Raw genomic sequence first — 21,310 nt, 5'->3', positions numbered from 1 at the left:
ACGGCGAGGAAAGTTATCCACAAATTACACGAATGTTATTCACATTTGGGCTATTCCAACACGCGCGCCGGTGGATAACTCGACAAAAAAAGAGTAAACATAGCCTACTGTATTACTGCATACTTCATGTTCTGCTTCGAGAGGAAGGGCCACTATGGCAGATCAGCCGAATGACCCCGCTGTCGAAGCGGCGCGTATATGGTCGGATGTACTGGCGATTATGAAGGCCAAGCCGTCGCTGACCCCCCGTCACCGCGGATGGTTGGAGGGTGTGGTCGCCGAGGGTGTGTTCGGACCGACCATCGTGCTGTGTGTGGAGAACAACGCCACGCTGTCCGCGCTGCAGGGCGAATTGAACGACCCTTTGCTCAGCGCGTTGAAGCTGGCCACCGGACAGGATATGTTCCCCGCGTTCAAAGTGGCGCCACCCAAAGCGGAACCCGAACCTCGTCTCGACACGCCGTTCCCCATCAGCGCCTCGCCCACGGTCGACGACATGGGCCACGATCCCTTCGGATCGGCGCAGTCGATGCCGGAACAGTCTGCCGCCATACCCGAACCGCAACCACAACCGCGGTATTCGGTGGGTCATAAGGTGGAGCGCGATCCGGAAACCCATCTCAATAAGAACTTCACCTTCGATTCCTTCGTGCCCGGTGATTCCAACCGCTTCGCGAGAACCGTGGCGCAGGCCGTGGCCGAGGGATCGGGCCAGGATTTCAATCCGTTGTGTATCTACGGCGGTTCCGGTTTGGGCAAAACCCATCTGTTGAACGCCATCGGCAACTACGCGCTGGTCAAGGACCCTTCGCTGAAGGTGCGATATGTCACCAGCGAGGAATTCACCAACGAATTCATCGAAGCGCTGCAGGATCCGAGCAAGAACCAGGGTCAGATCAACGAGTTCAATCGGCGCTACCGCCAGGTCGACGTGCTGCTGATTGACGATATCCAGTTCCTGGGCAATAAGGAAGCCACGCTCGACCAGTTCTTCCACACGTTCAACGCCTTGCATCAGGCGAACAAGCGTATCGTGATCGCCTCCGACGTGGCGCCGAAGAACCTCAAAGGTTTCGAGGCCCGTCTGATCTCGCGCTTCGAATCCGGTCTGACCGTGGACGTCAAGCCGCCGGATTTGGAGACGCGCATCGCTATTCTGCGTATGATCGCATCGATCAACGGGTCGAAAATCCCCAACGATGTGCTTGATCTGATCGCGGAGCGCTTCACCGAGAACATCCGCGAGCTGGAAGGCGCGCTCACCCGCGTCTCCGCGGTCGCCTCCTTAAGCAACCAGCCCGTCACCCGGCCTCTGGCCGAGCAGACGCTGCAGGATTTCTTCACCACCGACGTGGAGATCAAACCAGCCGACATCATCGGGCAGGTCGCCAAGTACTTCCATCTCACCTTCGACGATTTGGTCGGGCGCGCGCGCACGAAGAACGTGGCGTTGGCCAGGCAGATCGCCATGTATCTCTCACGTGAGATGACCAGTATGAGCCTGTTTGACATCGGCCAGGTGTTCGGCGGCAAGGATCACACCACGGTGATGCACGCCTACAACCGCATCAGCACAGATATGCAGGAGAAACCCGAGGTCTATAACTACGTTATGGAGCTCACCATGCGTTTGAAGCAGCATTCCGGCGAATAGTCGCTTTCTTTCCTGAGCGAGACATGCAAGGCATGATTCGAGAAACTCAGGGTGATTGTTACTTGAGATTCTTCGACTCCACTTCGTTCCGCTCAGGATGACGGAAAACATTCCGTTCAAAATGACATTGGTTGTTATTCGTCATGCTGAGCGGAGCTCGAAGAGCGAAGTCGAAGCATCTCCACAAGATAACATCAGATCGTTCCACTAAAGAATGCTTGCTCGGGATGCCTGAAAATGGTCCTCTGAACGCGACGAGAAATTCCATTCGCCTGCGAATCTCTTAGAATCCGTTTCACAGACGAAAAACAGGCTTTTTTCGTTTCCTGGATGGATTGTGCTCGACGAAGGGCCGATTCGCTTCTCATTTTCGTCGCAACACGCCGATGATTCGACCCTCACACGAGAAAAGTTATCCACATGGTTATTCACAAATGTGGGTAAACTCGGCGGATAACTCGTGGAATACCCCATGAATTAGTGTGGATAACTCGTGCATGACTTCGTCTCGAATGTGGATAACTCCACCTCGGATAATCCGCGGTGGATAACTCGCCTACTTATCCACATTCTATACAGGAGTTATCCACAATGCCGAACCTCGCGCAAGCCATTGCGAACAGCCGCAAGCAGCCACTTATCCACACTATCCACAGCCCTTATTGTTGTGACTACTTACCGTGCTTAAGAATTCATCACCATCGCAACAACAGTCCCGCCCACCGAACGTTCCTGACTTGCCCAGCCCATGGCTAGAATGTTCCACAGCACCATCGAAGCGAAACGAGGCATCATGAAAGTCGAAATCGATTCCGCGGCACTGGCCGAAGCTGTGGCCTGGACCACCCGCGTCATCGACTCCCGTCCGTCGAACCCGATCCTCGCGGGCATCCGTATCGAGGCTGCCGACGGCGCGCTGCGCCTGAGCGCCTTCAACTACGAAATCTCCGCCCGTGACCACATCGAGGCCGGTATCGACGAAGCCGGTTCCGTGCTCGTGCAGGGCAAACTGCTCGCGGACATCACCAAGTCATTGGCCGGCGAGAAAACCTATCTCGAAACCTCCGACGCCACGCTGACCATCAGCTCCGGCAAGTCGACGTTCACCCTGCAGCTCATGCCCGATACGGAATATCCCGATCTGCCGACCGTTCCGGACAAGCTCGGCCAGGTCGACGCCCCCACCTTCACGCAGGCCATCGCCCAGGCCTCCGTCGCCGTCTCGCGCGAGGAGAACCGCCCGGTGCTCACCGGCGTGCGCGTGGAATTCCAGGGCGATAAGGTCGTTATGACCTCCACCGACCGCTTCCGCCTGTCCCGCGCCAGCTTCTCGTGGACTCCGCAGAACGCGGACACGACCACCACCACGCTGGTGCGCGGCTCCCTGCTGCGCGACATCGCCCGTTCGCTGAACGAACACCAGAACGTGGTCATCGATTTCGATGCGGAGAACCCCTCGCTGCTCGGTTTCGAGAACGCCGGCCGCGTCTCCACCTCGCAGTTGATCGACGGCGAATTCCCCGCGGTCGACCGTCTCTTCGCCGACGAATATCCGATCCACGCGATCATCGACAAGCAGTCGCTGATCGGCGCCATCAAGCGCGTGGCCTTGGTCGCCGAGCGCAACGCCCCGATCCGCATGGTCTTCTCCGGCCAGGAGCTCACCCTGTCGGCCGGCGCAGTGGACGAGGCCCAGGCCACCGAAACGCTGGACATCGACATGGACGGTGACGACATCACCGTGGCGTTCAACCCCTCCTATCTGATCGAAGGCCTCAACGCGATCAGCGAACCCTTCGTGCGCATGAAGATGACCACCGCGGTCAAGCCCGTCGAATTCAACGGCCAGCAGGAGGCCGATTCCGAGGAATCCATGGACTACCGCTACCTGCTGGTGCCGATGCGCTTCAACAACTAAACCCATGCATATCTCCCGTCTCGCCCTTGACCGCTTCCGCTCCTGGCACCAGTGCGTACTGGATCTCAAGCCCGGAGTGAACGTGTTGCAAGGGCGGAACGGATTGGGAAAAACGAATATCGTCGAAGCGGTGGAGGTACTCTCCACGGGGGGCAGCCACCGCGCCTCATCCTCCCTTCCGTTGATTGAACGGGGGCAGACCAGCGCGGTGGTGCGCGCGAATGTCGAGGATGAGCACCGCACCACCACCTACGAGATCACCATCGCCTCACGCGGCGCGAACCGTGGGCGCGTCAACGGCGGCGCCAGCGTGTATATGCGCGACATCGTCGGGCGCGTGCCATGCGTCGCCTTCACTCCGGAGGATCAGCGCATGGTGGCGGGAGACCCGGCCACCCGCCGCGGTTTTCTCGACCAAGCCGGTGTGCTGCTCTCGCCCGGATACGCGGCGTTGACGCAAACCTTCACGAAAATCGGCCGACAGCGGGCCACCCTGCTCAAACAGCTGGGCGACCGCAACGCCTCCGGGCCGGACGGTGTGGGCATAAGTATGCGCGACGCGGCGCTGGCCGGGTTGGAGATCTGGACCGGACAGTTCATCGAAGCCGGCGTGGAACTGACCAAACGCCGCCAAGCGGTAGTTGAGCAACTGGCCAGGCCATTCGCGCGCATCTACGCCGAACTGGCCGGCGAAACCGAAGAGGCCGCATTACGCTACGCTCCTTCCTTCGACGAGGTGCTGGCCTTCGACGAGCCGGGGCCGCATATCAGCGAGCATTTCCAACGCATCTACCCGGGCGAGGTGGCGCGCGGTGTGAACCTGATCGGCCCGCAGCGCGACGATTTGGCGTTGGAACTCAACGGCATGGCCGCCCGCGAATACGCCTCCAACGGCGAGATGTGGACCATGGCGTTGGCGCTGAAAATGGCGCTGTTCGAAACCGTGGCGCGGACCACCGAAGTCACGCCGATCATCATCCTCGACGATGTGTTCGCCCAGCTCGACGAACATCGACGCAACCAGATCATGGAATTCGCCGCCGGGCGGGAGCAGGTGCTGATCACCGTCGCCGCGGCCAGCGATATGCCCGAGCTTGCCGAAGCCAATGTGATCGATGTGGCGGCACTGGTCGGCGACGATGCGGATGAAGAACAGCCCTCCGAAGGGCAGGCGATGCAATGAAGCCGCCGGTGGCGAAAAGCCTGAATCTTGACGAACGCAAACTCCCCGCGCAGGTGTTCGAGCGCTTGGTCAAACGAGGCGAACTGCTGCGCGACCGCCAACGCCGACGCGAGGAGGCCTGGGAGAATTTCGGCAAGGCGGGACGCGATCCCAAAGGATTGGGCGCCGTGCTCGCGCAGATCGGCGGCGACCCCGCATGGAATACGAATCTGATGGTCGCCAAACTGCGTAACCATTGGGATCAGGTGGTCGGGGAGAACATCGCCCGGCATTCGCAGGTCGCCAGCTTCGTCGACGGTGTGCTCGTCATCCGAGCCGAAACCGGCGTATGGGCCACGCAGCTGACCTATCTCATCCCTCAACTCACCGACACCGTGCGCGAACGTCTCGCTGGACTCGACGTGCGCGAAATCAAAGTCACCGGACCTGCCAGCACGCAATTCAAGCGTCGGTGGGTGCGCTAAGCCAGCGGCGGAATCCACCTTTTCATACCGCGGTTGAACGCCGCCGAAATCACCCGAAAAGGGTTTGTATACAAGGCTTACGATGAAAACGGGCCTGTAATGGCAACGTCCCCACGGACGAGTAGAATATCACGCAGTATGGGTAAAACGCTCTGAGGGCCGATTTTGTGCGTTCTGGGGCGGGATGCCTTGGTGATAACCCTTCATATGAAGGCAGGAAGGATAACCTGTGGCGGATTCGCAGGAACAAGCGGCAAGCAAAGAAGACGAACTGAACGCTGCCACCGAACACATCAACACTATGGAGCTCAAAGAAGGGGAACTCGACGAGTCCATGACTCCCGAGCATTACGACGCCTCCGATTTGCGCGTGCTTGAAGGCCTTGAGGCCGTGCGTATCCGACCGGGTATGTACATCGGCTCCACTGGCCCGCGCGGTCTGCACCATCTGGTGTATGAGATCGTCGACAACTCCGTCGACGAGGCGCTGGCTGGATACGCCAGCCACATCGAAGTGTCGATTCTGCCCGACAACGGCATCCGCGTGGTTGACGACGGCCGTGGCATCCCGGTGGACGAAGTGCCCGGTGAGGGCATCTCCGGTGTGGAGACCGTGATGACGAAGCTGCATGCCGGCGGCAAGTTCGGCGGCGGCGGATACGCGGTGTCCGGCGGCCTGCACGGCGTGGGCATCTCCGTGGTGAACGCCCTCTCCACCCGCGTGGACATCGAGGTGCGCCGCCAGGGCTTCCACTGGACGCAGACCTACATCGACCAGAAGCCCACCGCCCGCCTGAAGAAGGGCGAACCGATGGCCGAGGGCGAATCCACCGGCACCACCGTGACCTTCTGGGCCGATCCGAAGATCTTCGAAACCACCGTCTACGACTTCGAGACGCTGCGTTCGCGCTTCCAGCAGATGGCCTTCCTCAACAAGGGACTGAAGCTCAGCCTCACCGACGAGCGCCAGGCCGACCAGGCCGGCGACGAGGTGACCGGCGACGGCGAGAACGTCGTCGAGGAACTCCACCAGTCCGTGACCTACCAGTACATGAACGGCATCCAGGATTACGTGGACTACCTGGTCAAGTCGCGCAAATCCAACCCGGTCGAGGCGGAGGTCATCAGCTTCGAGGCCGAGGACCTGAAGCTTGGCATCTCCGCGGAAATCGCCATGCAGTGGACCACCGCCTACTCCGAGGCCGTGCACACCTTCGCGAACACCATCTCCACCACCGAAGGCGGCACCCACGAGGAGGGTTTCCGCGCGGCGCTCACCTCGCTGGTCAACCGCTACGCTCGCGAAAAAGGCATTCTGAAGGAGAAGGACGAGAACCTCTCCGGCGACGACGTACGCGAAGGCCTGACCGCCGTGGTGTCCGTCAAGCTCACCACCCCGCAGTTCGAAGGCCAGACCAAGACGAAGCTCGGCAACTCCGAGGCGAAAACCTTCGTGCAGCGCGTGATGACCGACAAGCTCGGCGACTGGTTCGACGCCCACCCCGGCGAAGCGAAGAACATCATCCAGAAGGCCATCGAGGCCTCGCGCGCGCGACTGGCCGCCAAGAAGGCCCGCGAGAACACGCGCCGCAAGTCGATTTTCGAATCCGCCGGCATGCCCGACAAACTCAAGGACTGCCAGTCGAGCAACCCGGAGGAGTGCGAGCTGTTCATCGTGGAGGGCGATTCCGCAGGCGGCTCCGCCATCCAGGGCCGCAACCCGATCACCCAGGCCATCCTGCCGCTGAGAGGCAAGATCCTCAACACCGAGCGTGCGAGCCTGGACCGCATGATGAAGTCCGACACCATCGAATCGCTGATCACCGCGGTCGGCGGCGGCTACGGCGAGGACTTCGACATCTCCAAGGTGCGCTACCACAAGGTCATCATCATGGCCGATGCCGACGTGGACGGCGCCCATATCGCCACGCTGAACCTGACCCTGTTCTTCCGCTATATGCGGCCGATGATCACCGCCGGCTACGTGTATGTGGCCATGCCGCCGCTCTACCGCCTCAAGTGGACCAAGGGCGCGCACGACTTCGTCTACACCGATAAGGAGCGCGACCGCGTGCTCGCCGAGGGCAAGGCCGCCGGCCGCCAGCTGCCCAAGGGCGAAGGCATCCAGCGATACAAGGGTCTGGGCGAGATGAGCTACCAGGAGCTGTGGGAGACGACCATGGATCCCGAACGCCGCATTCTGAAGCAGATTCACATCGAAGACGCCGCCGCGGCCGACGAGACCTTCTCCATGCTGATGGGCGACGAAGTGGAGCCACGCCGCCTGTTCATCCAGCGCAACGCCCACGATGCTCGCTTTATTGATGCGTGATCGCAATCTTTCCTTCGGAAAGATATAAGCGATCACGCGCGAGCTGGCCGAAGAGGGAGTCCAGTGGACTCCCGTGCCAGCGGAGCCAGCCTTGTAACAAAACATAACCACAGAAAACGTAATAATCGAATCCCACTCCACCCATGGAGGAAACACCTTGGCAGACGAAACCACCAATGACGGCATCGCGTCGAACGCCGCCGAACAGCCCGTGCCGGACGGTTCGCTGGAACCCTTGAGTCCGCAGGAGGCCGACAACACGGACTACGGTCTGATGACCGGTGAGCGCATCCAGCCCACCGACCTGCAGAAGGAGATGCGCGAATCCTACCTGGCGTACGCCCTCTCCGTCATCGTCGAACGCGCCCTGCCGGACGTGCGCGACGGCATGAAGCCCGTGCACCGCCGCGTGGTGTACGCGATGTACGACGGCGGCTACCGCCCCGACCGCGGCTACAACAAGTGCTCGCGCGTTGTGGGCGACGTGATGGGTAAGTACCATCCGCACGGTGACTCCGCCATCTACGACACCTTGGTGCGTATGGCCCAGAGCTGGTCGATGCGCAATATGCTGGTCGACGGCCAGGGTAACTTCGGCTCCCCCGGCGACGACCCGGCCGCCGCCATGCGATACACGGAATGCCGTATGGCGCCGCTCTCCATGGAGATGGTGCGCGACATCGACAAGGACACCGTCGACTTCGTGCCCAACTACGACGGCAAGACGCAGGAGCCGACCGTGCTGCCCGCGCGCTTCCCGAACCTGCTGGTCAACGGCTCGTCCGGCATCGCCGTCGGCATGGCCACCAACATCCCGCCGCACAACATGCGCGAGGTGGCGGACGGCGTGCATTGGGCGCTCGACCACCCCGACGCCTCCCGCGAGGAGCTGCTCGAGGCGCTGATCGCCCGCATCAAGGGACCGGACTTCCCCACCGGTGCCACCATTCTGGGGCATAAGGGCATCGAACAGGCCTACCGCACCGGCCGCGGTCTGATCACCATGCGCGCTGTGGTCAACACGGAGGAGATCAAGGGCCGCATGTGCCTGGTCGTCACCGAGCTGCCCTACCAAGTGAACCCCGACCGCCTCGTCGTCTCCATCCGTGAGGCCGTGCGCGACGGCAAGATCCAAGGCATCGCCGACATGCGCGACGAGACCTCCGGCCGTACCGGCCAGCGTCTCGTGCTTGTGCTCAAGCGCGACGCCGTGCCGAAGGTCGTGCTCAACAACCTGTACAAGCATTCCCAGCTGCAGCAGACCTTCGGCGCGAACATGCTCGCGCTGGTCGACGGCGTGCCGCGCACGCTCAGCCTGGACGCGTTCATCCGCCACTGGGTGAACCACCAGCTCGACGTGATCGCCCGCCGCACCGCGTACCTGAAGCGCGAGGCCGAGGAGCGCGACCATATTCTGCAGGGCTATCTGAAGGCCCTCGACATGATCGAAGAGGTCATCGCGCTGATCCGCGCCTCCAAGGATGTGGAAACCGCGCGTACCGGCCTGATGGAACTGCTCGGTGTGGACGAGATCCAGGCCGACGCGATTCTGTCCATGCAGCTGCGCCGTCTCGCCGCGCTCGAACGCGAGAAGATCGAAGACGAGCACAATGAGCTGATGCGCAAGATCGCCGACTACATCGACATTCTCGCCAAGCCGGAACGCCAGCGCAAGATCATCGGCGACGAGCTCGACGAGATCGTGGCCAAGTATTCCGACGAACGCCGCACCAAGATCCTGCCGTTCAGCGGCGAGATGAACGTCGAAGACCTGATCGCCGAGGAGAACGTGGTGGTCACCGTCACGCACTCCGGCTTCATCAAGCGCACCAAGGCCGACGAATACCGCGCCCAGCATCGCGGCGGCAAGGGCATCAAGGGCACGCGCCTGCGCGAGGACGATGTGGTGGACCACTTCTTCCTCACCTCCACGCACAACTGGCTGCTCTTCTTTACCAACAAGGGCCGCGTGTACCGCATCAAGGCGTATGAGCTGCCCGAGGGATCGCGCGACTCCAAGGGCCAGCATGTGGCGAATCTGCTGCAGTTCGGGCCCGACGAGACGATTCAGACCGTGCTGTCGATTCCGGATTACGAGGTGACGAAGTATCTGGTGCTCGCCACCCGCAGCGGCAAGATCAAGAAGACCGCGCTGGCCGAATATGATTCGCCGCGTCAGGGCGGCCTGATCGCCGTGCGTCTGATGGCCGACGAGAACGGCGAGAACGCCGACGAGCTGATCGGCGCCCAGCTGTGCAACGCCGAGGACGACATCATCCTCGTCTCCAAGCTCGGCATGAGCCTGAAGTTCCGCGCCGACGACGACCAGCTGCGCCCGATGGGACGCCAAACCGCCGGTGTGCAGGGCATGAAGTTCCGCGAAGGCGACGAGCTGCTGGCCATGGATGTGGTCTGGGGCGAAACCGACAAGGATCTGCTTGTGGTGACCAACGAGGGCTTCGCCAAGCGCTCGGCCATCAGCGAGTACCGCCTGCAGGGCCGCAACGGCTTCGGCGTCAAGGCCGTGCAGCTGGCCGAGGGCCGCGGCTCACTGGTTGGCGCGCTGGTCGTCTCGGAAGACGATCAGGTGATGGCCATCATGAAGTCCGGCAAGGTGATCCGCTCCGATGTGGCCGAGGTCAAGCGCACCGGACGCAACACCCAGGGCGTGACGTTGGCCAAGCCCGACAAGGGCGACGAGATCATCTCCATCGCGCTGAACGCGGAGAAGGACGTTGATGACGAGGCCAATGCCGCGGCTTCGGCCGATGCGGCGGCGGGTACGCAGTCGACGCAAGCCTCTGCAGCCACGGATGCTTCGGATGTTACGGGTGCCACGGAGTCCACGGACACGGCGGACGCTGCGGAATCCACCGCATCTACCTCTTCTGGGCAGAACGAGTCTGCTGAGAATGTGAACAACCCGGAAAGCGCCGAATAATCGTCGCGAAACACTGGTAGCCTCGGCATGAGGAATAGAGGCATAAGGCGAAAAGGAGTCTGGCGATGAGCGAGAACATCGAAGACAACGAGTCCGAGATCGAGCGTCCTCTGATGGAGGATCAGGAAGATCAGGGCGATCAGGGCGATTCGCAGGAACAGGCCGACGTGAACGAAACGCACGAGCCCGTCGCACGTGTGGCCCGTTCCGCCTCCAAAAGCACGCCCGCGCCCGCGGCGGCCAGCCGCCCCCGGCCGGTGCGTCGCGGCACTCCGCGCGCCCGCCGCATGAACCTGTCGCTGACCCGCCTCGACGCATGGTCGGTGGCCAAAGTGACGTTCATGATGTCGATCGCGGGCGGCATCATCCAGGTCGTCGCCACGGCGATCATTTGGATGATGCTGAACGTGGTGGGCGTGTTCGACCAGATCACGCAGATGGTCTCGTCCACCGGCCTGGACGCCGGCGGCCTCGACCTGGAGAACGTGTTCACCCTGAGCACCGTGCTCAGCGCCGTGACGATCTTCTCGATTCTCGAGGTCGTGGTGATCACCCTGCTGATGACCATCGTTGCGCTGATCTACAACGTGGTCAGCTCCTTGGTCGGCGGCATCCACGTCACCCTCGGCGACGACTGATCCATAGCCACTCCTATCTGTCTGATGGGTCCATGTCCGTAACGGATATGGACCCATCTGCTGTTTCAGGCGGTCTCTTTCTTCATTTCTGGCGGTTCTTCTGTCATTACAGGTGGTTTTTCTGTCATTCCGAGCGGAGTCGAGGAATCTCGGCTGCTTACATCGATCTACTGAGATTCTTCGACTGCGTTCGCTTCGCTCACTCCGCTCAGAATGACGGTGATGGGAGAGGCGGCACGCTACAGTGGGAGGGTGATCGCATATCTGGGTCTGTTTTCCACCTCGTTCATCATCGCCATGGTGCTGTGGCCGTTTGCGGCAGCCGTGTTGACGCTGCCGATTCTCGCGGGGCTGTACCACCGGCATCATCGTCTGCGACTCACCGCCGCGACCTCCGCCTACCTGTCGGTGCTGTATTTGCTGGGACTGGTGTCGTTCACCCTTTACCCCATGCCCGATGAGCCGCAGGTCTACTGCGCCGCGCATCACCTCACTCCGCAGCTCAATCCCCTGCGTTTCATCGATGATCTGCAAACCGGCGGCCTGTACGGCATGCTGCAACTGCTGATGAATGTGGCGTTCTTCGTGCCTCTCGGCTTCATTATCGGCCGATGGTTGCACGCGCGCTGGTGGGGCGCCCTGCTCGGTGGCTTCGCTGTCTCCCTGCTTATCGAAACCTCGCAGCTCACCGGCTTTTGGGGCCTCTACCCCTGCACCTACCGCCAGTTCGACGTCAACGATCTGATGACCAATACCTTGGGGGCGCTGTTTGGCTTTGGCATCGCCAAACTTTTCGGCATTTGGGCGCCGACGGCGGCCGTGCCCGGCCGGGAGGACGTGAACCGCAAACCGGGTGTGCTGCATCGCACCGTGACCTTGATCATCGACATGATTTTCGTGGCGGTGGCCTATTTCACACTCACCATCGTCGTGGTGCTCGGCTTCTATCAGCTGGCGCAGCCTCTGCCCAACGGCGACTTCCAACTGTTCGGACTGTTCGCCGTGGGAGTGGATTGGCTGAATTTCGTGGCACCGGTGACGGCTGGCCTCGCCTTTGTGCTGTTCGAGCTTATGGTTCCGCTACGGCATGGCGGGCAAACGTGGGGAGGCCAGTTCACGCATATGACCGTGGAGACCAAGCCTCGCCACGGCGACAGGAAAGCGTTGTTCTACGCGGTACGCACGCTGGTGCTGGGCGCGCTGTCGGTGATGCTGGTCGCCGGCGTCGTCAACGGCGGTGGTCTTGCCGCAATCGCCAGTTACGGTTTTGCCGCGCTGTTCCTCTTCGGTCTGTTCGCCCGCCGCATGCCATGGGATCTCCTTCCCGGCGACAAGAATCCGGACCTCTCCATACAAACCGAGGAACCTATTGGCGTCATCACTGTTGATTCCTCCAATGAAGTCGTCGCGAACCCTGAAATACGTGAATGACCTCTCTGAATTTTGGGTCGTATCGAGTTTGGTGTGTCCGGCTTTGGAGACTCCCTTAGGTAAAACGTTTGATTCTTGAGTTTGGTGTGGAAAATCGGCGGTTTTGGCTGATCGGGACACACCAAACTTGAATTCACGAATGTGAGGGTTGTCGGTTAAAGACGTGTTGGGTGTGTCACGCGGTTGCGTTTGTCTGAAATCGTACTATGATGGTCGTTTTGTCTGACTTCGGACAATATTTATCGACAAGGAGAACGACATGACACACAGCCCGGCAATCCTGCTGGAGCGCTTCAACCAGATGTGGAAGGAGATCGACCGCTCCTACCATGAGATGGCTCGACGCTCCGGACTGTCCGACTGTGCGTTCTGGATTATGTACAGCTTGGGCGAGGCCAACGGGAGCATCCACCAGAAAAGCATGTCGAAGGACTGGCAGTACAGCCGCCAAACCGTCGCCTCCGCGTTGCGCCAATTGGAGGGGCGTGAACTCATCACGGTAGGTCTGGCCGAGGGCAGCCAGCGCGACAAGCGAATCGCGCTCACCGAAGCGGGCGGGCGGTTCGTTGCACGGTATATCGATCCGGCGATGGCGGCCGAACAGGAGGCGCTGGAACAGTTAGGCGTCGAAGACTCGGAGACGCTGTTCGCGCTGATGCGCCGATACACCAAACTGCTGGACGAGTCGATGAACAGTCGGATGCCCGACGTCGATAACTGACCGCATAACCCAAACCATCACACGAATGAACCGGAACAAGGAGAAGTGACACCGGTATGAGACTGCTGATGAGGTTCCTGAAACCCTACAAAGGCCTGATCGCCGCGACGTTGTTCGCGCTGCTGCTCGATGTGGCGGGCGCGTTGCTCGTGCCCACGATTCTGGCCGAAATGATCAACGTCGGTGCGGATGGAGGCACCGACCATATTCTGCCCATGGGTGCGCTGATGCTGGCGGTCACCGTGGCCTCCGGTCTGGGTGCGCTGGGCGGCAGTTATCTGTGCGCCAAGCTGTGTGCGAATGTGGGGCGCGACATGCGCAACACGATCTATGATTCCTCGCTGCGTTTCGCCGACGGCGACTTCAAACAGTTCGGCACTGGATCGATGATCACCCGCACTCTGAACGACATCAACGTGGTGCAGCAGACGTTGATGCTGAGTTTCCAGATGTTGGTTCCCGTGCCCATCATGTGCGTGATGGGCGTCGCGCTGGCGTTTTCGCTTGATGCGATGATGGGATGGGTGCTGCTGGGCGTGGTCGCCGCGGTTGTGGCGCTCACGGTGGCCATTGTGACCAAGGCGGCGCCGATCTTCGAGCATTTGCAGCGCTTCATCGACCGTATGAACACCGTGCTGCGCGAGAACATCACCGGCGTGCGTGTGATCCGCGCCTTCGGCCGCGACCGCCATGAACGCAAGCGCTTGGGCAAGGCGTTCTCCGATTACGCCACCAGCGCCATCCGCGTGAACACCCTGTTTGCGGGCCTTGACAGCTTCACCTTCTTTCTGATGAACATCGTGATTGTGGCCGTGATGTGGCTCGGCGGCGACCGCGTGGGAGTGCATGCCATGCAGATTGGCGACATCACCGCGTTGATCGAATATGCGATGTGGATTCTGTTCTACATCATGATGGCCGGATTCGTGATGTTTATGGTGCCGCGCTCCATCGTGTGCCTGGGCCGTGCCCGCGAGGTTATCGAATATATGCCTATGATCGCCGATCCGGACGTGTCGGTCGACCTGTCCGAGTCCATCGGATCTATCGGGTCCGTCGAATCGAGCGGTTCGATTGAAGCGGATGATTCGGTTGAAGAGGTCGCCAAGGACGGTCCGTCTGTGGCCGGCGATGCCAGCATCGCCGAACTCGACGCCGCCCACCCCAAGGTGGCGTGCTTCGACCATCTCTCCTTCAGATTCGCCGACGGCGCGGAAGACACTCTGCAGGATCTCACCTTCTCCTGCCGCCGCGGCCAGACCACGGCCATCATCGGCCCGACCGGCTCCGGCAAGTCCACCATCGCCCGTCTGATGCTGCGTCTGATCGACGCGACCGACGGCCGCGTGCTGATCGGCGGACGGGACGTCAGAGAGGTGACCCAACGCGAACTGCGCGACCGCATCGCCTATGTGCCGCAGAAGGCGTGGCTGTTCTCCGGAACCATCGCCGACAATCTGCGCTACGGCGACGCGAACGCGACCGACGAGGAGCTCTGGCATGCGCTCGACGTGGCCCAAGGCAGTTTCGTGCGCGAACTGCCCGACGGACTCGACTCCCGCGTGGCGCAGGGTGGCACGAACTTCTCCGGCGGGCAGCGGCAGCGCCTCGCCATCGCCCGCGCTTTGACCAAGAAGTCCGACCTGTATATCTTCGACGATTCCTTCTCCGCGCTGGACTTCGCCACCGATGCGGCGCTGCGCAAGGCGCTGGCGAGCGAGATGACGGACTCGGCCATGCTGATCATCGCCCAGCGCGTGAGCACCATCGTGCACGCCGACCAGATCATCGTGCTGGAGGACGGCAAGGTGCGCGGCCGCGGCACCCATGAGGAACTCATGCGCGACTGCCCGACGTATCAGGAGATCGCCCACTCGCAGATGAAGGCCGCCGAGACGGGAAAGGAGACGAACCGATGAGCCGGACCCAACCCGAGAACATGCTTGAGAATATGGAAACAAATCAGAGTGTGGATTCCGACATGAAAGACTCCCAGAAGACTGATATCGCAGTGACCGACGGCGCAACGGCTGGTTCCGATATCGCGGTCGACTCGGTCGCCGATGTGGCCGATTCCGCGGCGGCGGATGCCGAGGACGACGAGCTGGAAGTCCCACGCGACGTCAAAGCCACCATCGCCCGCCTGTGGGGCGTGGCTAAGGAACAGCATTGGCGTATTTTCGTGGTCTGCGCGTCCATTGTGTGCTACGTGGCCGTCACGCTTGCGGGCCCGATGTACACCGCGTATCTGATCGACCTGTTGTGGGAGAAAATCCAGGCGGCCTTCACTCGTGGCGAGACCTTCCGTATCGGCTGGTACGACGGCGGACTGCAGATCGCGTTGCTGTTCGTGATTTACACGGTGCAGTGGGGCTTCTACTCCGCGCAGACCTTCATCATGGCCAGCTTTGCCGAACGCATCAACCTGAAGCTGCGCGACGCAGTGGGTGAAAAGCTCACCCGTCTGCCGCTGAAGTATTACGACGCGAACCAGCCCGGACGCATCATCAGCCGCGTGACCAACGATCTCGACAAGATGAGCGAGGTTATGCAGACAGGATTGCTGCGCATGCTGGTCGCCATCGGCCAGGTGACCGGTTCGGTGGTGATTATGCTGGTGATCAACGTGTGGCTGGCGCTGCTGTTCGTGGCATTCGCCGTGGGCGCGATGGTTGTCACACGGCTGGTTTCGGGCAGGACGCTGGTGCTTGCGGCTGAACGCCAACGTGCGGTGGGCGTGCTCACCGGTCATGTGGAGGAGGCCTACAGCGGACGCGCCATCATCCGCTCCTTCAATCAGGAGGATGCCAGCTCCGCCCGCATTCACCAAGCGACGCAGGATGTGGCGGACGCCATGTGGCGCGCCGACTTCATGACCAACGCCATCAACCCGGCGATCCGCCTGATCGTGCGCCTCTCGCAGGTGGGCATCGCGGTGCTGGCCGGGTTCATGCTGGCGGCCGGGCAGTTCACGGTGGGTGTGTTCCAGGCGTTTTTCCAATACATCAACCAGGCGAGCGAGCCGTTGACGGAGATGTCGTTCACCATCAATAGCCTGCAATCCGCTTTGGCTTCGGTGGAGCGCGTGTTCGACATCCTCGACGAGGACGAGATCGAGCCCGAGCCCAGCGAGCCGGAAGCGGCGAGCGAGCCGGTGAACGGCCGCGTGGACTTCGAGCATGTGCGTTTCGGCTACGACGCGGACCGTCCGCTGATGAAGAACGTGACCTTCACCGCGGAACCCGGCCATCGCACGGCCATCGTGGGCGCGACCGGCGCCGGCAAAACCACGCTGATCAACCTGCTCATGCGCTTCTATGAGATCGACGGCGGGCATATCCGCCTCGACGGCGTGGACACGCACCGCATGAACCGCGCCGACCTGCGCGCCAACTTCGGTATGGTGCTGCAGGACGCGTGGCTGTTCGACGGCACCATCGCCGAGAACATCGCCTACGGCAGGCCCGAGGCGACGCGCGAGGAGATCATCGCCGCCGCGAAGATGGCGCGCGTGGACTATTTTGTGCGCACGCTGCCCGAGGGCTATGACACCCGCCTGTCAAACGACGCGGAGAACATCAGCCAGGGACAGCGCCAGCTGCTCACCATCGCGCGTGTGATTCTGTGCGATCCGAAGATTCTGATCCTCGATGAGGCGACGTCTTCGGTGGACACGCACACCGAGCAGGAGATCGGCAAGGCGATGGATGCACTGATGCACGGACGCACGAGCTTCGTGATCGCGCACCGCCTCTCGACCATTGTGGACGCGGACCTGATTCTGGTGATGGACCACGGCACCATCATCGAACAGGGTACGCACCGCGAGCTGCTGGCCGCCGAAGGCGCCTACGCCCGCCTCTACAACAGCCAGTTCGCGTAAAGGGGTTCCTCCGCCGTCCTAAGAGATGCTTCGACTCCGCTGCGCTTCGCTCAGCATGACGAGGAATAATCGTCCACCCGTCATCCTGAGTGGAGCGTGGCTACTCCCGCCCGTCATCCTGAGCGGAGGCAGTAGGCCGGAGCCGAAGGATCTCATGCCGATGGTTGTTGGAGATGCTTCGACTCCGCTCCGTATGGATAGCGAAAGCCGATAAAAATAAACGATGGTGGGGGCAACGGAATGGATCCGTTGCCCCCACCATCGTGTGAGGCGCTATGCGCCAGAGCCTTATGCGTTATGCGTCAGGCATCAGGATGCGTCGATCAGAGCACGCCCTGGGCGACCATCGCGTTGGCGACCTTGACGAAGCCGGCGATGTTGGCGCCCGCCATCAGGTCACCCTCCTCGCCGTACTCCTTGGCGGCGGCCAGCGACTCGGCCACGATGGACTCCATAATGCCCTTAAGCTTGGCGTCGGTCTCCTCGAAGGACCAGCTCAGACGGTAGCTGTTCTGGCTCATCTCCAGACCGGAGACGGCCACGCCGCCGGCGTTCGCGGCCTTGGCCGGGCCGTACAGCACGCCGTTCTTCTGGTAGACAGCGATGGCCTCCGGAGTGGAGGGCATGTTCGCGCCCTCGCACACCACGGTGCAGCCGTTGTCGACCAGAGCCTGGGCCGAAGCCTCATCGATCTCGTTCTGGGTGGCGCAGGGCAGGGCGATGTCGCACTTGACGGTCCACACGCCGGAGCAGCCCTCGTGGTACTCGGAGCCGGGCACGCGGTCCGCGTACTCCTTGATGCGGCCGCGGTGGCCGAGCTTGATGTCCTTGATCACGTCGAGCTGGATGCCGTTCGGATCGTAGATGTAGCCGTTGGAATCGGAGGCGGTCACCACCTTCGCGCCGAGAGCCTGGGCCTTCTCGGTGGCGAAGATGGCCACGTTGCCGGAGCCGGAGATGGCCACGGTCTTGCCTTCGAAGGAATCGTTCTTCAGCACGCGCAGGGCCTCCTGCGTGTAATAACAAAGCCCGTAACCGGTGGCCTCGGTCCTTGCGAGCGAGCCGCCGAACTCCAGGCCCTTGCCGGTGAGCACGCCGGAGTACTCGTCACGGATGCGCTTGTACTGGCCGAACAGGTAGCCGATCTCGCGGGCGCCCACGTTGATGTCGCCGGCCGGCACGTCGGTGAACTGGCCGATGTGGCGCTGCAGTTCGGTCATGAAGGCCTGGCAGAAGCGCATGACCTCGGCGTCGGACTTACCCTTCGGGTCGAAGTCGGAGCCGCCCTTGCCGCCGCCCATCGGCAGCGTGGTCAGGGAGTTCTTGAGAATCTGCTCGAAGCCGAGGAACTTGATGACGCCCTCGTTCACGGTCGGGTGGAAGCGCAGGCCGCCCTTGTACGGGCCGATCGCGGAGTTGAACTGCACGCGGTAGCCGCGGTTCACCTGCACCTTGCCGGAGTCGTCAACCCAGGCCACGCGGAACTTCACCACGCGCTCAGGCTCCACGATGCGCTCCAGCACGCCGTTCGCCTCATACTCCGGATGCTTCTCGATCACGGGCTGCAAGGTGTCCAACACCTCGTACACGGCCTGCAGGAATTCGGGCTGATCGCCGTCGCGCTTGGTGACCTGGTCATACACGCGCTTGACGTACTCGTTGGTAAGCATGCTTGCTCCCTTGGGTTCGGGTTATCAATAAGACGGTTCCGATTGTAAACGCGCAAGGTTTTTCCCCACAAGACCCCGACCATAATGCGGTATGGCCGAATGCGACGGCGGAGATTCCTCGACTGCGCTCGGAATGACGGTAAGGATTGCTCGGAATGACGGTAAGGATCGCTCAGGGTGACGTTGGATGGGAGGCTGGGCGGAGCGTGGCGCGGGCTCCATCGTTGAGCCGTGTACAGTGGTCAGCGGAGATAGATAAGGAGTTCATCGATGCTGACCGTCGCCATTGTCGAAGATGATGATGCCGCCGCCGACAAGCTGCGCGCCAGCTTGGATGCGTTCACCGAACGTACCGGCAATACATTCGATGTGCATCGTTTCGTCGAGCCCACCTCGTTTCTGGAGGGGTACAAGCCCAACTGGGACATCGTGTTCATGGACATCGAAATGCCCAACATGGACGGCTTGGCCGCCGCGCACCGGCTGCGCGATCTGGACGACCGCGCCGTGCTGATCTTCGTGACTAATATGGCCCAGTTCGCGGCCAAAGGCTACGAGGTGGACGCGCTCGACTACATCATCAAACCCTTCGCCTACGCCGACTTCGAGCGCAAAATCACCCGTGCGGTCAAACTGTGCGACAGCGAATCCGACGATTCGGTCATCATCTCCCAGCGCGGCGGCTCGCAGCGCATCAGAATGCGCGACGTGTCGTATGTCGAAGTGCGCGGCCACAGCTTGGAATTCCACACGGAGGACGGTGTGGTCATCGGCTCCGGCTCGCTGCAGGAGGCGGAGGCGAAGCTCAGGCCCCACGGCTTCCTGCGCTGCGGCAAGCCGTATCTGGTCAACCAGCGCCATATCGACGCCATCAAAGGCAACGAAGTTCTCCTGTCGGGCGGCGGCGTGCTGCCCATCGGCCGCGCCTTCCGTAAATCGTTCCTGCAAGATCTCGCCGACAACCTCGGCGACGACCGCTGGATGTGAGACGGAGCGCGATGATGCAAGATGTGGCTGCGTCGTTTGATGCTGGGACTATGTGGGGACTGACTGTTGGCTTCTTCGACAGAGTCGGTTTCCTGCTGGAGCTCGTCACGGCGTTGGTGATGTTCGTATGGCCGCTTGAACGCCGCTCTCGGTTCGTATGGCGCGCGACCGCCGCCATGCTGGTCATGATGGCGGTATGTGTGGTGTGGGATCTGCTGGTTCCGGACGACACCTGGTGGCTGATCGCGCGATGCTTCCTTATCTATGCGATGTGCTGTGCCGCCTCGCGCCTGTGTTGGCGCATCAGTTTCGCGCAGGCGATGTTCTATATGGCCGCCGCGGCCGCGCTGCAGCATGCGGTGTACCGTGGCGCGCGCGTGCTCTCCACCAGACTGCATGCTGTGTGGGAAGACGCCGTTTGGATCGACACAGCGGTGTATGCGGCGTTGGTGGTGCCATTGTTCGTATTGGGATATTGGCTGTTCGCACGGCCTTTGGTCGGCAGGTCGGTGGAGAGCGTGGCCAGCGGCCGTATGCTGCTGCTGTTCACCGGCATGGCGATCTGCCTGAACATCTTCACCAACCTGTACCACCAGTATGGGTCGGGAAGCGTCGCGTTCACCGTGTTCTCGCTGTTCGACCTGCTGACTTGCGTGTTTATGCTGATGCTGCTGCGTGAGATCGTGGAGCATGAGAACGCCGAGCGCAACAGCGCGATGCTGCGCCAGCTGATGAACCAGCAGAAGGCGAAACTTGACAGCGACAAGGCGACCATCGATCTGATCAACGTGAAAACCCATGATCTGAAGAAGCAGCTCAATCTGCTGGAGAACCGCATTCCGCAGGAGGAGATCGATGATCTGAAATCGCTGGCCGGCATTTACGACGCCACGGTGCGCACCGGCAACGAAACCCTCGATGTGCTGTTGTCGAACCGCTCGCTTTTGTGTGAGCAGCGCGGCATCCAATTCGACCGCATCATCGACGGCGCGCGGCTGGAGTTCATGAAGCCCGGCGACATTTACTCGCTGTTCGGCAACGCCGTGGACAACGCGATGGAGGCGGTGGGCCGCATCGCCGACCCTGAACGCCGATGGATTCGCATGACCGTCCGAGCCAACAAAGGCATGGTGGTGATGCATATCGAAAATCCCTACGATGGAACGCTGCGCTTCCGCGACGGCCTGCCGCAAACCATCAAAAGCGACAAACGCTACCATGGCTTCGGTTTGCAGTCGATGCGCATGGTGGCCGAGCAGTACGGCGGCGCGCTGTCGGTGAAAACCGATGGTCAGGTGTTCGCGGTGAATGTGGTGCTGCCGATCGAACGATGACCTGCGAGTAGGAGTGGGACATGCGCCTTCCCTGATATTGAAGTTCCGCCGCGTTCCCGATGCAGTTCGTGACTCGAAAAACGTCGGTTGCGCATCGGGCGTTGAGCATGGATCAGACTCGTAAGAATCTATTCTTACGGCGTGCTTTCACAGA

Annotated in this window: 14 protein-coding genes; 13 read left to right on the top strand and 1 reads right to left on the bottom strand. The window is 61.4% G+C overall.

Translation table 11 applies throughout. From position 1 onward, the window contains the following. The first annotated feature begins 154 nt into the window (after window positions 1-154). The 11 genes from dnaA (at window position 155) to AC1AV0_RS04565 (ending at window position 17,165) form a co-directional block, all read left to right on the top strand. A complete protein-coding gene (gene dnaA, locus AC1AV0_RS04615) occupies window positions 155-1,654 on the top strand; it encodes a chromosomal replication initiator protein DnaA (RefSeq protein ID WP_476571541.1) in 1,500 nt (499 codons plus the stop codon). 793 nt (window positions 1,655-2,447) lie between these two features. Beyond that, window positions 2,448-3,572 (top strand): DNA polymerase III subunit beta, encoded by a 1,125-nt coding sequence (dnaN, locus tag AC1AV0_RS04610; RefSeq protein WP_476571539.1) that lies wholly within the window; start codon window positions 2,448-2,450, stop codon window positions 3,570-3,572. 4 nt (window positions 3,573-3,576) lie between these two features. Further along, window positions 3,577-4,755 (top strand): DNA replication/repair protein RecF, encoded by a 1,179-nt coding sequence (recF, locus tag AC1AV0_RS04605; protein WP_476571537.1) that lies wholly within the window; start codon window positions 3,577-3,579, stop codon window positions 4,753-4,755. Next, window positions 4,752-5,219, top strand: coding sequence for a DciA family protein (locus AC1AV0_RS04600; RefSeq protein ID WP_476571535.1), 468 nt, complete (start codon window positions 4,752-4,754; stop codon window positions 5,217-5,219). Before recF ends, AC1AV0_RS04600 begins: the two co-directional genes overlap by 4 nt. Window positions 5,220-5,520: 301 nt before the next feature. After that, window positions 5,521-7,551 carry a DNA topoisomerase (ATP-hydrolyzing) subunit B gene (gene gyrB / locus AC1AV0_RS04595; protein WP_476571646.1) on the top strand — a complete coding sequence of 677 codons (2,031 nt, stop codon included), beginning with the start codon at window positions 5,521-5,523 and terminating at the stop codon, window positions 7,549-7,551. A 157-nt stretch (window positions 7,552-7,708) separates the two neighbouring features. Then, window positions 7,709-10,492, top strand: coding sequence for a DNA gyrase subunit A (gene gyrA, locus AC1AV0_RS04590; protein ID WP_476571533.1), 2,784 nt, complete (start codon window positions 7,709-7,711; stop codon window positions 10,490-10,492). Between the two features lie 65 nt (window positions 10,493-10,557). Then, window positions 10,558-11,130, top strand: coding sequence for a DUF3566 domain-containing protein (locus AC1AV0_RS04585; RefSeq protein ID WP_476571531.1), 573 nt, complete (start codon window positions 10,558-10,560; stop codon window positions 11,128-11,130). Between the two features lie 222 nt (window positions 11,131-11,352). Continuing rightward, window positions 11,353-12,561 (top strand): VanZ family protein, encoded by a 1,209-nt coding sequence (locus tag AC1AV0_RS04580; RefSeq protein WP_476571529.1) that lies wholly within the window; start codon window positions 11,353-11,355, stop codon window positions 12,559-12,561. Between the two features lie 259 nt (window positions 12,562-12,820). Further along, window positions 12,821-13,282 (top strand): MarR family winged helix-turn-helix transcriptional regulator, encoded by a 462-nt coding sequence (locus AC1AV0_RS04575; protein ID WP_476571526.1) that lies wholly within the window; start codon window positions 12,821-12,823, stop codon window positions 13,280-13,282. Between the two features lie 56 nt (window positions 13,283-13,338). Further along, window positions 13,339-15,201: an ABC transporter ATP-binding protein gene (locus AC1AV0_RS04570; RefSeq protein ID WP_476571524.1), complete on the top strand. Its 1,863-nt coding sequence runs from the start codon at window positions 13,339-13,341 to the stop codon at window positions 15,199-15,201. Beyond that, complete coding sequence (locus AC1AV0_RS04565; RefSeq protein WP_476571522.1) at window positions 15,198-17,165, top strand: ABC transporter ATP-binding protein; 1,968 nt, start codon at window positions 15,198-15,200, stop codon at window positions 17,163-17,165. Before AC1AV0_RS04570 ends, AC1AV0_RS04565 begins: the two co-directional genes overlap by 4 nt. A 323-nt stretch (window positions 17,166-17,488) precedes the next feature. On the opposite strand, the gene gdhA is transcribed toward AC1AV0_RS04565, so the two are convergent. Beyond that, the gene (gene gdhA / locus AC1AV0_RS04560) at window positions 17,489-18,835 is read right to left on the bottom strand and encodes an NADP-specific glutamate dehydrogenase (RefSeq protein WP_476571520.1); all 1,347 of its coding nucleotides are present in this window, start codon (window positions 18,833-18,835) and stop codon (window positions 17,489-17,491) included. 270 nt (window positions 18,836-19,105) lie between these two features. On the opposite strand from gdhA, the gene AC1AV0_RS04555 reads away from it, so the two are divergent. Both AC1AV0_RS04555 and AC1AV0_RS04550 read left to right on the top strand, forming a co-directional pair. Then, window positions 19,106-19,822: a LytR/AlgR family response regulator transcription factor gene (locus AC1AV0_RS04555; RefSeq protein ID WP_476571518.1), complete on the top strand. Its 717-nt coding sequence runs from the start codon at window positions 19,106-19,108 to the stop codon at window positions 19,820-19,822. Between the two features lie 11 nt (window positions 19,823-19,833). Beyond that, window positions 19,834-21,156, top strand: a complete 1,323-nt coding sequence (locus tag AC1AV0_RS04550; protein ID WP_476571515.1) for a sensor histidine kinase — start codon at window positions 19,834-19,836, stop codon at window positions 21,154-21,156. Window positions 21,157-21,310 lie beyond the last annotated feature (154 nt).

The sequence above is a fragment of the Bifidobacterium sp. LH_558 genome (assembly GCF_056356295.1).
Note: the sequence above shows the minus strand (reverse complement) of the source record. Positions and strands in the feature narration are given on the sequence as shown.